11 protein-coding genes and 1 pseudogene are annotated in these 14,616 nt (G+C 63.6%); 10 read left to right on the top strand and 2 right to left on the bottom strand.

Annotated elements, in window-relative coordinates:
- The first annotated feature begins 109 nt into the window (after positions 1–109).
- From V1294_RS01470 to V1294_RS01435, 8 genes and pseudogenes are all read left to right on the top strand, one after another.
- Entirely contained in the window at positions 110–3,604 is a 3,495-nt protein-coding gene (locus tag V1294_RS01470; RefSeq protein WP_334494700.1) for a helicase-related protein, read from the top strand.
- Positions 3,605–3,616: 12 nt separating this feature from the next.
- Positions 3,617–3,886: an RNA-binding S4 domain-containing protein gene (locus V1294_RS01465; RefSeq protein WP_334486912.1), complete on the top strand. Its 270-nt coding sequence runs from the start codon at positions 3,617–3,619 to the stop codon at positions 3,884–3,886.
- Positions 3,887–4,021: 135 nt separating this feature from the next.
- Positions 4,022–4,360 carry a ferredoxin FdxA gene (fdxA, locus tag V1294_RS01460; protein WP_108512449.1) on the top strand — a complete coding sequence of 113 codons (339 nt, stop codon included), beginning with the start codon at positions 4,022–4,024 and terminating at the stop codon, positions 4,358–4,360.
- A 507-nt stretch (positions 4,361–4,867) separates the two neighbouring features.
- Positions 4,868–5,569: a CarD family transcriptional regulator gene (locus tag V1294_RS01455; RefSeq protein WP_334486910.1), complete on the top strand. Its 702-nt coding sequence runs from the start codon at positions 4,868–4,870 to the stop codon at positions 5,567–5,569.
- 247 nt (positions 5,570–5,816) lie between these two features.
- Positions 5,817–6,010: pseudogene (locus V1294_RS01450) on the top strand (transposase domain-containing protein); the annotation flags it as partial.
- 225 nt (positions 6,011–6,235) lie between these two features.
- Complete coding sequence (locus V1294_RS01445; RefSeq protein ID WP_334494697.1) at positions 6,236–6,919, top strand: class I SAM-dependent methyltransferase; 684 nt, start codon at positions 6,236–6,238, stop codon at positions 6,917–6,919.
- Positions 6,885–7,301, top strand: coding sequence for a hypothetical protein (locus tag V1294_RS01440; protein WP_334494696.1), 417 nt, complete (start codon positions 6,885–6,887; stop codon positions 7,299–7,301). The genes V1294_RS01445 and V1294_RS01440 overlap by 35 nt, the downstream gene beginning before the upstream one ends.
- Positions 7,302–7,505: 204 nt before the next feature.
- Positions 7,506–7,892, top strand: coding sequence for a hypothetical protein (locus V1294_RS01435; RefSeq protein ID WP_334494695.1), 387 nt, complete (start codon positions 7,506–7,508; stop codon positions 7,890–7,892).
- Between the two features lie 89 nt (positions 7,893–7,981).
- Here V1294_RS01435 and V1294_RS01430 read toward each other — a convergent pair whose 3' ends face one another.
- The gene (locus V1294_RS01430; RefSeq protein WP_334494693.1) at positions 7,982–9,565 is read right to left on the bottom strand and encodes a M48 family metalloprotease; all 1,584 of its coding nucleotides are present in this window, start codon (positions 9,563–9,565) and stop codon (positions 7,982–7,984) included.
- Positions 9,566–9,568: 3 nt separating this feature from the next.
- Complete coding sequence (locus V1294_RS01425; protein ID WP_442895418.1) at positions 9,569–10,357, bottom strand: thermonuclease family protein; 789 nt, start codon at positions 10,355–10,357, stop codon at positions 9,569–9,571.
- Positions 10,358–10,439: 82 nt separating this feature from the next.
- Here V1294_RS01425 and V1294_RS01420 point away from each other — a divergent pair, with 82 nt between their 5' ends.
- Together V1294_RS01420 and V1294_RS01415 are read left to right on the top strand one after the other, a co-directional pair.
- Positions 10,440–10,715, top strand: coding sequence for a VOC family protein (locus V1294_RS01420; protein ID WP_334494690.1), 276 nt, complete (start codon positions 10,440–10,442; stop codon positions 10,713–10,715).
- A gap of 492 nt (positions 10,716–11,207) precedes the next feature.
- Entirely contained in the window at positions 11,208–14,558 is a 3,351-nt protein-coding gene (locus V1294_RS01415; protein ID WP_334494689.1) for an AAA family ATPase, read from the top strand.
- Positions 14,559–14,616: the final 58 nt, after the last annotated feature.

The raw sequence follows: 14,616 nt of genomic DNA, 5'->3' as shown, positions 1-14,616 counted from the left end.
AGCGTAGCGACGAAGCAATCCATTCCTCCGCTTGCCGCGCTATGGATTGCTTCGCTTCGCTCGCAATGACGGCTCAAGCGCCGGCACTTAATAGAAACACCTGCACATAATGGCTTTCTCACCTTCCACGTTCGCGACCGATCGCGCGCCAGGCGCTGGCGTCACCGCCGTGCTCGGGCCGACCAACACCGGCAAGACGCATCTGGCGATCGAGCGGATGCTGGGGCATTCCTCCGGCGTGATCGGCCTGCCGCTGCGGCTGCTCGCGCGCGAGGTCTACAACAAGATCGCCGATCGGGCGGGCGTGGACAGCGTCGCGCTCGTCACGGGTGAAGAGAAGATCAAGCCGAAGAATCCGCGCTACTGGGTCTCCACCGTCGAGGCGATGCCGCGCGATCTCGATGTGAGTTTTCTCGCCGTCGATGAAATCCAGATCGCGGCCGATCTCGAGAGAGGCCATGTCTTCACCGACCGCATTTTGCATCGCCGCGGCCGCGACGAGACGCTGCTGCTGGGCGCTGCCACCATGCGCCCGATCATCGAGCGGCTGCTGCCGGGCGCCTCCATCATCACCCGGCCAAGACTCTCGCAGCTCGAATTCGCCGGCGACCGCAAGATCACGCGGCAGCCGCGACGCACCGCGATCGTCGCGTTCTCGGCCGATGAAGTCTATGCGATTGCCGAACTGATCCGCCGGCAGCATGGCGGCGCTGCCGTCGTATTGGGCTCGCTGTCGCCGCGCACACGCAATGCGCAGGTCGCGATGTTTCAGAACGGCGACGTCGATTATCTCGTCGCGACTGACGCCGTCGGCATGGGGCTCAACCTCGATGTCGATCATGTGGCGTTTGCGTCAGATCGCAAATACGACGGCTATCAGTTCCGAAGGCTCAACCCGTCCGAGTTCGCGCAGATCGCGGGCCGCGCGGGACGCGCCACGCGCAACGGCACCTTCGGCACCACGGGGCGCTGCGCGCCGTTCGAGCCGGAGCTGGTGAACGCGCTGCAGAACCACACGTTCGACAGCGTCAAAATGCTGCAGTGGCGCAATTCGAAACTGGATTTTGCCTCGCTCGGCGCGCTGCAGGTGTCGCTGGCGCTGCCGCCGGGGCACGAGGCCTTGACCCGCGCGCCGATTGCCGAGGATCAGCGCGTGCTCGATCATGCGGCGCGCGACGGCGAGGTGAGGGACATGGCCCACGGCGCGGCCGCCGTGGAACGGCTGTGGGACGCCTGCCAGATCCCGGATTACCGCCGGCTGGCGCCCGCGGCCCACGCTGAGCTCGTGACCACGCTTTATGCATTCCTGATGAAAAGGGGCCGCATACCTGACGCATGGTTCGCCGCCCAGGTCGACCAGGCCGACCGCGTCACCGGCGATATCGACACGCTGTCGGGCCGGATCGCGCAAATCCGCACCTGGACCTTCGTCGCCAACCGCCCGGACTGGCTGTCCGACCCCGATCACTGGCAGGGGATCACGCGGGAGGTCGAAAATAAATTATCCGATGCGCTGCATGAACGGCTTACGGAGCGTTTCGTTGACCGGCGGACCAGTGTATTGATGCGCCGCCTGCGGGAGAACTCAGTTTTGAATACGGAAATTGGCAAGACCGGCGAAGTGATTGTGGAAGGCCACGCGATCGGCCGGCTCGATGGATTTACCTTTGCACCCGATGCGGCGGAAGCCGGCTCGGACGCCAAGGCGTTGCAGGCGGCTGCCCAACAGGTGCTCGCCAGCGAGATCGATACACGCGCCACAAAACTTGCCGCAGCGCCCGACGATCAGTTCGTGCTGACGTCAGACGGCACCATCCGCTGGACTGGAGATGCCGTTGCAAAGCTCGTCGCGGCCGACGACGCGCTGCATCCGCGATTGCGCATCATTGCCGACGATCGCCTGTCAGGAGCGCCGCGCGAGGCCGTGCAGGCGCGGCTCGATCTGTGGCTCAAGACGCATATCGAAAAGCTGCTGGGGCCGCTGTTCGGGCTGTCGAAGGCCGAGGACATCACCGGCATCGGGCGCGGCATCGCGTTCCAGCTTGTGGAAGCCCTCGGCGTGCTGGAGCGCGCAAAGATCTCCGCCGAGATGAAGGATCTCGATCAGGCCTCGCGCGCCACGTTGCGCAAATACGGCGTGCGGTTCGGCGCCTATCACATCTATTTCCCCGGGCTGCTCAAGCCCGCCGCGCGCGCGCTGGCTTCGCTGCTGTGGGCCGAGAAGCAGGACAATGTCGACATGTCCGCGCTCTCTGGCGCGCAGCATCTGGCGAGCTCGGGCCGCACCTCGTTCCCGGTCGACAAGGCGCTGCATCGGGATGCCTATCGCGTGCTCGGCTATCGCCAGTGCGGCGAGCGCGCGGTGCGCGTCGATATCCTGGAGCGGCTCGCCGATCTCATTCGCCCCGCGCTGGCCTGGCGCGAAACGTCGCCCGGCGAAAAGCCGACCGGCGCGTTCGACGGCCGCGGCTTTGTGGTGACGCAGGCGATGACCTCGCTGACGGGATCTGCCGGCGAGGATTTCGCCTCGATCCTGCGCGCGCTCGGCTACCGCATGGACAAGCGCCCGCCATTGCCGCCGAAGCCTGCGCCCGAAGTCCCTGTGCCCGAAGTCGTTGTCGAGACCGTCTCCACTGAGGCACCGCCGGTCGAGACGAGTGCCGAGGCAATCGCAGAGACACCGGCTGAAGAAGTCGCAGCCGATCTGCCGATGTCAGGCGATCCCGCGCCGTCGGCATCGCTGCTGCCCAACGTCACGCTGGTACCCGTCGCGAGCGAAGAGCCTGCCGCGCCGGTCGAGGCCGCACCCGAACCCGCCGAGACCACGCCGGCGGAAGCCGCGATCGCGGACGCGCCGCCGGAACAGGAGGCGGAGCCGACGATCAGCGCCGCCGAAGCTGCGGCCGAGCCCGCCACCGCGAGCGAAGCGCCTGCCGAAAGCGCTCCCGCTGAAGCCGCTCCCGCGGAGGCCGTAGTCGCGGAAGCCTTGGAAGCCAAGCCTGAAACGAAATCCGAGACGCCGGCCGAGCCTGCGCTCATCGAAGTCTGGCGGCCCGGTGGCCGTTCCGACGAGCGCCGTCCGCATCACGACCGCAACCGCCAGCGCCATCACGGCCGCCCGGCCGAAGGCGCGCAAGCTGCCGCAGTCGGCGAAGGCGGCGAGGGCGCGCCGCGCGAGCAGCGTCATCGGCGCGGTCGCCGCAATGACTTCCGCAAGCCGCGCGAGGGCGCACCGGCCGATGCTACTGCTGCGCCCGCGACTGAGGGCGCACCGGCGACTGAAGTGCGCGAGCAGACGCGTCAGGACCGTCCGCCCCGCGAGCGTTTTGAAGGCAAGGGCCGCGACGGCGATCGCCGCGACAAATTCGATCGCAACAAGGGCGACCGCAACAAGGGTGGTGATCGCAACAAGGGCGAGCGCGGCGGCCGCGATTTCGGCGGCCGCGACAAGGGCGGCCGTGACAAGCGCGACCAAGGACCATCGCACCGTCAGTGGGCGACCAGTGCCGCACCGCGCGAGCGCGACCGGCCGGTCGATCCCAATTCGCCATTTGCAAAACTGGCGGCGCTGAAGGAACAGCTCGCCGGCAATCGCAAGGAATAGTCGAGCAGATATTTGGAGCGGCAGCGTCTCGATAAGTGGCTGTGGCACGCGCGGGTGGTGAAGGCCCGCACCTCCGCTGCCGCGCTCGTCGAAGCCGGTCACGTCCGCATCAACGGCGTGCGTGAGAAGGCGCCGGGACATTCCGTTAAGCTCGGCGACGTGCTCACCATCGCGCTCGATCGCACCGTGCGCGTTCTCAAGGTGGCCGGATTTTCCGAGCGGCGCGGCGATGCTACGGCCGCGCGCGTGCTCTACGATGATTTGCAGAATGACAAAGAGTGACTATGTGCACAGAGCTGGCGGCGAGGCCTGAAAACGGCGGTTTGAAGCACGCCGCTTCCCTTGCGGCAGCGCACTGCATGCGCTACGCAAACCCCGGAAAACTGATCCGTTTCGGAGCCTTGTTCGGAGCCCTGGATGACTTACGTCGTCACTGAAGCCTGCATCAAATGCAAATATACCGACTGCGTTGAGGTCTGCCCCGTCGACTGCTTCTACGAGGGCGAGAACATGCTGGTCATCCATCCCGACGAATGCATCGACTGCGGCGTCTGCGAACCCGAATGTCCCGCCGACGCCATCAAGCCGGACACCGAGCCCGGTCTGGAGAAGTGGCTCGAGGTCAACACCGAGTACGCCAAGAGCTGGCCCAACATCACCCAGAAGAAGGAAGCGCCGACGGACGCGAAAGAATTCGAGGGTGTGGAGGGCAAGTTCGAGAAATATTTTTCCAAGGAACCCGGTAGCGGCGACTAGGCTGTGGATAAGTTAAGGGCTCGTTGAGCCTGTTTTCGTCCCCAATCTGAACCGAACCAGCGTTGCTGATTTAACCCTGTTATTGGACTTATGGCGGATACGGCCCCGTAAAGGCCCGGAACCCGGCGTAAATCATTGATTTTTGCGGAAAATGTGCTATATTGGGCACATTACAAGCCGATCCCGGCCATGCGTAGCTTGTGGCCCCGGTGGGTTCCCGTAAAACATCGAACAGGGGCGTGGCAGTTCCGCGCGCAGGCTGTGTCACAGAAAACGCGTAAAAAGAGTGCTTCCAAGACCACGAAAAAAGCCGCTCCGGCCAGCCGCAGCGCAACCAAAGGCCGTGCCAAGGCGACTGTAAAGGTCGCAAGGAAGGTTGCGGCCACAAAGTCCTCAAAGAACAAAAGAAGCGCAATGCCAGAAAAGACTGCCAAGACTGTCGCGAAAGCGGCGGGTTCGAAGACCCCTGCGTCCAAAGTTGCTGCCAAAGCTCCTGTGAAGACCCCTGTGAAGGCTGCGCCCCCGAAAGCCGCCATTGCTGCGCCGAAGGCTCCCGCCAAGCCGGCTGCCGCCGCCGCGCCGCGCGTCGAGGAGCCGAAGAAGGTCGTGACCCAGCGTCAGGGCTTCAAGGCCAATGAATTCGTGGTCTATCCCGCCCACGGCGTCGGCCAGATCCTGGCCATCGAGGAGCAGGAGATCGCGGGCGCCAAGCTCGAGCTGTTCGTGATCAATTTCATGAAGGACAAGATGACGCTCCGCGTGCCGACCGCCAAGGTCGCCAATGTCGGCATGCGCAAGCTGTCCGAGCCGGCGCTGGTCAAGAAGGCGCTGGAGACGCTCAAGGGCCGTGCGCGCGTCAAGCGGACCATGTGGTCGCGCCGGGCGCAGGAATACGAAGCGAAGATCAATTCGGGCGACATCGTCGCGATCGCCGAAGTGGTCCGCGATCTCTACCGTTCGGAATCGCAGCCCGAGCAGTCCTACAGCGAACGCCAGCTGTATGAAGCAGCCCTCGATCGCCTGTCGCGCGAAATCGCCGTCGTCCAGCATTCGACGGAGACCGAAGCGGTGAAGGAAATCGAAAGCCAGCTCGCCAAGAGCCCGCGCCGCGGCGCCAAGGCTGAAGCGACCGAGGCTGACGGCGAAGCCGACGAGGCCGATGTTGAGGCTGACGGCGACGACGCTGCCGTGGCGGACGAAGCCGCCTGAAAGGGTTCGACGGATTGAGATAAAAGCCCGGTCGAAAGACCGGGCTTTTTGTTTGCGTTGCGGGAGAAACCGCGGGAGGGGCGGGCTCTCAACACATCCAATCGGTGGAGGCCGCCTCGCAGGTAAGGCACGGTATTGAGAACTGTCCTTATGGACGGTGATAAGCGCAGTGCCCAAGTCGGGCGGCCTGAGGCGGTCGAGATGTTCGGCGGCGTCGCTGGTCCGGAGATGAGAAGCTCAAGATTGTCGTGGAGGGCTTGCAGGCGCCGCGCCAAGTTGCGGCGCTGGCTCCGACGAGGGCGGCCGCCGCGCCGCAATCATGTACACCCCTATCGCCACAGCCAAGCTCAACGACATCAATCCACAGACTTGGCTCGCTGACGTGCTGGCTCGCCTGCTGGATCCCCCCTCAAGCGCGTTCACGACCTCTGGCCGTGGAACCTGGCTTCTTCAGAACGCCGTCCACGCTGCATAAGCGCAGTCAGCCATCCGTCCATTTGTAACTTAGCCAGGGCCGCCGCGGGGTACACATGCGGATCATCCGGCCATGCACATCGACCAAATAGCTGCTGCCGACAAACGGCCCTACACCGTGCCAGCCCGCGACGATTGTCTGAGGAGCAACTATAATGGCTGAGATCCAAGTCATATCCTGTGGGTGAGCATGTGAGCAAAGAGACCGCCGTTGACCACGTGACGCAGAACATGGAGACGTACAACAGAATCGCTGAGCACTACCACGTGACTGCGACGCCTGGGCTTCGCGCCTGGAAGGAAGAGTCAATGCGGCGTTTCGCGGCCTTTCTGCCGGGAGCCCATGTTGTCGTCCCAGGCTGTGGGGATGGCCGTGACTCACGGTTCCTGGCATCCCTGGCCTTACAGGTCACTTCATTCGACCTGTCCGACGCTATGCTGCGAATTGCACGAGAACGAGATCCTTCGGGGACTTATCTCAAGCTCGATTTCCGCGATATGGCGAACCTTCGCGGGCCGTTCGACGGCATATGGGCCAGTGGCTGCTTGTACCATCTCACCAAAGCAGAGTTCGTGCGGTGCGTAACGACGTGCAGATCTTTGTTGTCAAAAGCTGGGGTGCTGTACGTGAGCATGAAAGAGGGACAAGGCGAACGTTATGAAGAGATTCTCGGGCCTCGCTACCCTGGAGGCGCAGAGGCCAGAGCCCTTCTTCAAGGTAGACGCTTCTACGCCTACTATGAACGCGACGAGCTTCTCAAAGCACTCGACGGCTTCGCCTTGCTTGCCGAACAGCGTGTAGAACCCGCCGAACGTGGGTTTGAATTGTGGTTGCGCAAGATTGGCGAGGCTGCCGTCCAGTCTAGACAAGCTTAACTTCGGTCACTTCAAGGAACGGCGCGCGATATCTGCCGCCGCTTGCGCGGACGAGCCGGTTCCGCCGAAGTCAGGGCAGGCCCACCAATGGCCGCAGCAGGAGCGTGACGCTCGCGACCAGCGTGCAGCAACTGCTCGACAATACGAAAAGAAGAAAGTTTTCCATGCCGCGATCCCTTTTCCGTTGGGAAGCCGACGTTTGAGTCGGCGATCCGTTCCGGTCATTTTTGCGGAGTACATTTGCAGTAAAGGCGGGCCGACTTCCGGTTCCGCGATGGAACTCGACGCGATCTCGCCGTTGGAATCTGTGCTGGCCATCGCTCTACTTGAGGCAGGGCAATTGGAACCCGAGGCTGACGGCGACCTGACAATGCCGGTGTGAATGCTGGTTTGCTCACCTGCCCGGATTGTCTTCGACTTCGCGCATGCGTGCCAAAGCGCGCAAGTCGCTCGCGTCCGCAGTGATCGGGAACTCTCGCCTCAACCTGTCGCGCCGCCATTCTCTCGGAATGTGGTCAGATTTCCGGCCTCTTGTGACCAAATTTAAAAGTGAGTCTGGCATTCCATTGAATCGCAGGGGTGTTCGATGAAGACTCAAATTCCGCTGGTCTTTTTCGCCGCTTGCATTGCTGCTCTCGCGCCGATCGGCATGCCGACTGTGCAGGCGAAAGCGCAGATCAAAGAATGCAGCGTCAAGCCGGTATCAAATGCACGAGGGCATTGGTCCTGGCGCCTCATCGACGGACGAAAATGCTGGTACGCCGGCAAGGCCGTGATCCCGAAATCCTCATTGCGGTGGGCCGCTGTGGCGCCCGCGCAAGCCAAGGTCGATGTGATGCCCGTCGTTGTCGCTACTACGCCCGTGGTTGTCGCCGCAGAGAAACGTAGCGACCCCATGGATGCACAGGCGCGAATGGTCGACGCCGACAATACGTTTGAGGCGCGGTGGCGAGCGCGTGTAAGCAGCGAGTAGGTGAGGCCGTAGCGAATTTGATGTTCGCTTCTTTAGATGCGTAGCCCAGATGGAGCCACCGGGCTACGTCCTGTCGGAGTGCCTGCGCCTCAATCCACCACGATCTTCACGCGATCCCTTGGCTTGACCTGGGCGTGCTGGTCGAGGCCGTTGAGGATGCGGAAGCGCTCGGTCGGGCGGTCGACGCCGGTCATGCGGTGGGAGAGGGATTCGACGGTATCGCCGGGCTGCACGGTGATGACCTTGATGCGCAGGGGGCGCGCGGCCTGGATTTCTTCGAGCGTCAGGCGGCGGAAAGAATTCACCGTCTCGCGCGCATTGCGCTCGCTCTCGGTGTTGCGCTGCTTGGCGGCGAAGATGAAGCGGTAGACATCGCTGCCGTAGCGCAGCGCAAAGACCTTGAACTGCCATTGATCGCCGTTCGCGGAAGCCGAAGCCACAGGGAAACCGTTGATCATGAGGTCTTCGGTCGAGCCCTTGTCGACGCCTTCCATCCAGCCGGAATTGAGATAATCGGCAAGCGACTGTTCGGCCGGCACGCGCACCACGTCGAAGCGCATCGCCTGCGTGCCGCCTTCGCGCACCCCGATCACGGCCTGCGCGGTGTTATCCAGCGTAAACGTATCGGGCGCAGCGAAGGTGAAGCCGAGCTTGGGATGCAGGAAGCGCCGGCCGCGCACGAACCCTTCGCTGGGATCCTCGCCGTAGACGAGGTTGTCGATCGCGGCGAGATAGGTCTCGCGGTCGCGCTCGGCGTTCTGCGGCGAGGTGTATTGCCGGGCGCTGGCCTGCGCGTTCTGCACGCGCTCGGGGGTTGCCGGATGCGAGGACAGGAAGTCCTGCGCGCGGGGATCGAGCGAGGTCTTGCCAGCCTTCATCGCCGCATTGCGTTCCATCGCGGCGAGGAAGCGTGCCGCGCCATAGGGATCGAAACGGGCACGGGCCGCAATGCCGACGCCGATGCCGTCGGCCTCGAATTCCTGCGCGCGCGAGAAGCTCGCCATCGTCAGTTTCGTTTTCGCCAGCGCCAGCGCCGTCAGATCGGGGTCGTTGCTCATGTCGGTGACGACACGGGTCACGACCGCAGCCTGCCGCGCCTGGTCTTCCCGGATCGAGGCGTGCTTTGCGATGACATGCGCCATCTCGTGGCTCAGCACCGAGGACAGTTCGGAGGTATCGCTGGCGAGCGCCACCAGCCCGCGCGTCACATAGAGCTGGCCGGTCGGCAGCGCGAAGGCGTTCACGGCCCCGGAATTGAGGATGGTCACCCGGTAGGCCTGCTCGGGACGGTCGGAGGCCGCGACCAGCCGGTCGACCGTCTTGCCGATCAGGGTCGCGAGTTTCGGATCGTCATAGGCGCCGCCATAGGAGGCGAGAATGCGCTCATGTTCGCGCTCGCTCGCCGGCGTCTGCGCGACGACGCGGCTCGGCTTGGGCGCCGCTACCGTCGGCGCCGCGGTCTCGAGTTTTCCGAGATTTCCACAGGAGGCAACCGTGAGCGCGGCGCACAACAGCGCCGGCCCAGCCAAGAGGCGGCAGCCCGAGTTTCCTTCGCGCCGTTTTCCACGATGCGTCAAATCAGCCACTGGACCCACGATCCGACCAGGATCGTCGATCTCATCCCTGTTTTGCGCCTGATCCAAACGAAAACCGGTGCCCAGCCTTCGGATCATGCGTTATTTCCCGCCCAGCACCTCAACCTGCCCCACCCGGAACAGCTCGATCCGTGGCCCTCCCCGCGACGAGACAATGCCGCGGACACGAATCCGTCGATTTTCGAGCGACTTAGGTCCAAGGTTGGCGCTCTCGAACGCCGGTATGATGCGCCTTGAAATAGTCGCAGCGAAGTCCCGTGTCCAGTTCCGCCCGAAATTCAGGTAGGTAATCGCCCCCGCCTGCCGAACGGACAGAACTCTGCCCTCGACTACCGAAAAGTGCCCAATCGCGGACAGAATATCGCCCGAACTTTCCGCGTTTTTTATGGCCGTGGTTTCAGCCCACATGCCCAATTTGGCATCCCGCGCCGCGTTCTCGGCAGCGGCCAGTGTTGCAGCGCAATTTTTTTCGGATGTGTCACTCGAAACCAACGCCTCGCCGCGGCGCAGCAGCTCGCTTTGCACCGAGTGTTCCGAGCCGGCCACGAACACAAAGGCGCCCTGGCGGCCGTAGCGATCCGGCGTGTCGTCGTCGCCATGCAGCGTCACCTCGCGACCGCCGGCGATGGCGGACAATGCGGCCCTGCCGCTGACCCTGTCGGTTCCACCACGCTCGATGCCGGCGAGACGGACCTCGCGGCCGTCTTCGAGGCGAAGGCTGCGCGCATCGACCACGGCGGCAACGCGGCCTTCGCCCTGCGGCTCAAGCAGGCAACCGGCGGCGCCGGCCGGTCCGGCGGTCGCCAGCACGAGAAATGACGCGGCCAATGCCGGGAACGCAGCGCTGTTACGCAATGCCGGAGGGGTCATACCGCTGCTCTTCGTCCCGCTTGTTCCTGTATGGTCGCCGGCAACGGCATCACTACCTGAGATTGCCACGCGGGGAGAGACAATGGAAGTCAACGGCATCGCACATATTTTCCTCACCGCCTCGAATTATGAACGCTCCCGCGATTATTATCGCAAGCTGCTGCCGTTTCTCGGCTTGAAGCCGGTGATCGACACCGAGACGACCTATTACTGCGTCGGCGGCCGGACCGCGGTCGGCATCAGCGCGCCGTCAGCCGAGCATGAAGGCGCGGCATTCGAGCAGGAGCGTGTCGGTTTGCATCATCTCTGCTTTCGTGCCGTGAACGCGCCGACATCGATGAACTGCACGGCTTTCTGACGACGCTTGGCGCAAAGATCATCCGCGCCGCGCGAGGATCAGTGGGCGCCGGGGTACTATTCGATTTTGTTCGAGGACCCCGACCTGCTGGAACTCAATCATGTGCCGGGGAAGGGCCTGTTGGGGTAGCGCGCTGCGTGGATGGGTAGAGCGAAGCGAAACCCATCGTGCCTCCGCGCAATGATTGATGGGTTTCGCTGCGCTCCACGCATTACGAACTGCCACGTGAACGTATCGGCATACTCTGTCCTGCGCGCTGGTTGTACGATGCTGCTTGCTGCAAAATCGCGCGCGCATCAAATCCAGTTGTTGGCATCGTGTCATGCGCTGCTTGGTAGTGAGCACTGTAGCCGAGCACCGCTTCGTAAGAAATAAAGGACTAGCCGCCGCCGAATTGCTGCATCAAGGCGTGCCATCGCCAGGACATTGGGATAGGTTTTTCTTCGCCGTGGCCCATTCGGCCTGCTGTCAACCACACATCCGGTGGATCCCATGCAGCAGATTTCAGACTGGCTCGAGAATCTCGGCATGGGGCAATACGCGCTGCGTTTTGCCGAGAACGGGATTGATCTTGGTGTCCTTCCCGAACTGACGGACCAGGACCTCGACAGGCTCGGTGTCCTGCTCGGCCATCGACGCAAGATGTTGCGCGCGATCGCCGAACTCAGTCAGACAGAATTGGTCGCCGCGCAGGTTCATCGGCACGATGCCGAGCGACGCCACCTCACCGTCATGTTCTGTGATCTTGTGGGCTCGACCGCGCTCTCGGCTCGCCTTGATCCCGAGGACATGTGGGAGGTGATCGGCGCCTATCGGGCCGCCTGCGCGAGGGCGATTGCAACTTACGACGGCATTATCGCCAGGTTTGTGGGCGACGGCATACTTGCTTATTTTGGCTATCCCCGCGCGCACGAGGATGACGCGGAGCGCGCAGTGCGAGCGGGGCTCGACATCATCGCCGCAGTAGGACCGCTCGAAACGCGCGCGGAACGGGTCGAGGTGCGGATAGCGATTGCGACCGGGCTGGTGGTGGTAGGCGACCTCATCAGCGGCGGCGCGTCAGAGCAGCAGGCAATGGTCGGCGATGCACCGAACATCGCTGCCCGGCTGCAGGGCCTGGCAGAGCCGGGAGCGGTCGTCGTTGCGGCTTCGACGCGCGCATTGCTTGGCGATCTCTTCACGTTTCGAAATCTCGGCCACCGCGAGGTCAAGGGCATCTCCGAACCCATCGCGGTCTGGGCGGTCGAAGGTGGAGCTGCATCGGAGAGCCGCTTCGAGGCGGTGCGTACGGCGCGGTCCATCGGCTTTGTCGGTCGCAAGGCAGAGATCGGATTCGTGCTCTCGCGCCAGCAACGGGCATGGCAGGGCGAAGGTCAGGTGGTGCTGATTTCCGGTGAGGCCGGGATCGGCAAGTCGCGCCTGGTGGCAGCGCTATCCGAGAGCCCTGCGTTGGGGTCGCCGCGCCGGCTGCGGTATCAGTGCTCGCCCTATCACGCCAACAGTGCGCTTCATCCCTTTATCGCCCAGCTTGAGCGCGCCGCCGGCATCGAGCTACAGGATAGCCCTGAGCGGAAACTCGACAAGCTCGAGGCAATGCTTGCGCTTGGAACGCAGCAGGTGGCCAACACGGCGCCGCTCATTGCCGCGCTGCTGTCGATCCCGACCGGCGATCGGTATCCGCCGCTAGGCTTGAATCCCGTGCAGCAGCGGCGACAGACTTTCGCTGCCCTTCTCGACCAGTTTGAAGGCCTGGCACGGCAACAGCCGCTGCTGTTTGTCTGCGAGGACATGCACTGGGCGGATGCCACGACGCTCGAGCTGTTCGACCTCGCGGTCGATCGGATAAGGCGACTGCCGGTACTCGCGCTCGCGACATTCCGGCCCGAGTTCGAGCCGCCCTGGGTGGGTCTCGCCAATGTCAGCCTGCTGCGGCTCGATCGGCTTGACCGGCAGGACACGCGCGCTCTGATCGAGCAGGTGACCGTCGGCCGGAAGCTGCCGGGCGAGATGATGACCCAGATCATCGACAAGACGGACGGCATCCCGCTGTTCGTGGAAGAACTGACCAAGATGGTGCTGGAGTCGGGATTGCTCGTGGAACATGGCGGGCGCTACCGCCTCGATAGTCCGCTGCCGCCGCTCGCCATTCCCGCGACCCTGCAGGACTCGCTGATGGCGCGGCTTGACCGGCTGGCGCCGGTCAAGGAGGTGGCGCAGATCGGCGCCGCCATTGGCCGCGACTTCTCATATACGTTGCTGCGATCCGTGGCGGGGCGCGACGACCAGACGCTGAGCGCCGCGCTGGCGCAACTCGAGGAAGCCGAACTGCTGGTGCGCCGCGGGACGCCGCCGGAAGCGACCTATAGCTTCAAGCATGCGCTCGTTCAGGAAACGGCTTACGAGAGCCTGCTCAAGAGCCGGCGGCAACTGCTCCACAAGCACATCGGCGACGTTCTGCGCGACAAGTTTCCAATCATCGCCGAGACCGAGCCGGAAGTCCTGGCGTATCACTTCACTGAAGCGGGGCTGAGCGGTGTAGCCCTCGAATGGTGGCGCAAGGCCGGGCAGCAGGCATTGAAACGCTCAGCCTATACCGAGGCCATCGCACATCTCGGCAAGGCGGTCGCCATCGCCGATGCGCTGCCCGATGAGCCGGGCCGGACCATGAACCGGCTGCAGCTTCAAATCGCCTATGGCCGCGCCCTGCGGGGCAGCCTTGGTCACAGCGCCCCCGAAACGGTGGCCGCATGGAAGCGCGCCCGACAGTTCGCCGCCGACATCGACGACCCGGTCGAACTGGCGCCGATCCATTCGGGCCTGTTCAATGCCTGCCTGACCCATGGCGAGATCGCGCCGATGCGGGAGTTGACGGAGGCCATCATGGGCGTCGCCAGGCAGCGGCCGGAGTCGCCGGTGGCTGCAGTCGTCGCACATTGTACGACCGGCGTAACCTCCTGGTTCGGGGGCGATTACCTGAACGCGCAACTGCATCTTGAGCGAGCGCTCGCGACCTATGAGGCCGAACGCAACCCGGCGACCTTCAGGGCGTCGGCGCTGGACCTGCCTTTCGTCATCATGAGATTTCTTGCGCTGGTGCTTTGGCCGCTCGGCAAAATTGATCGATCGCGCCGGCTCGCCGCCGAAGCGGTGCGCGCCACCGGAGACAAGCCAGCGCTTTCTCAAGCCAATGCACTCGTTCACAAGGCGGTCTTCGACGGACTATGCGGCGGCATGTTGCAGGAAACGGAGACGATCCTCGCGCTCGGCCTCGCCCGCGAGCATACGATGCCGCTGTATGTGGCTGCTGGCAGCTACCTGAACGGCCTGGCACAGTGGCGCGCCGGCGACCGGACGGGTGGACTGGCGGAAATGCGCCGGGGCTGGACACTGCTTCACGAGAATGACTGCTACCTCTGTGAACCGTTCTGGGGAATGCAGGTTGCTTTGGCGAATGCGGAGGCGGGGCAAACGGAGACCGGGCTGGAAATCCTGCGGGAGTTGATCGCCTCGACAGAACAATCCGGCCAGCATTGGCTCGATGCCGAACTCCATCGCAGCCAGGGGGAGCTGTTGTTGCGTCTTGATCCGCCTGATGTTTCGATGGCCGAAGACACGTTCCGTCGCGCCCTGGACATCGCCCGCACCCAACAGACGAGGACTTTCGAGCTGCGCAGCGCAATCGGACTTGCACACCTCTATTGTGCAGATGGACGAGCCGAGGCAATACAAGAGGTGCTCGCACCCGTTCTTGTTGATTTCGACACGCAGCGAGATCTGCCCGAAATCGAAGAAGCGGAAAGCTTGCTCAGGCGTGGACAAGTGGCCCGGCCCGGCAACTGGTGAGCGTTGCTGTCGAGCCAGTGCGTAGTCGCTCGGCTAGTCATTCCGTTTAGCGGAAAAC

Origin of the sequence: Bradyrhizobium sp. AZCC 1678, assembly GCF_036924765.1 — a bacterium.
Lineage (GTDB): Bacteria > Pseudomonadota > Alphaproteobacteria > Rhizobiales > Xanthobacteraceae > Bradyrhizobium > Bradyrhizobium algeriense.
The sequence above is the reverse complement of the archived record's forward strand: the minus strand, read 5'-3'. Positions and strand labels throughout refer to the sequence as shown.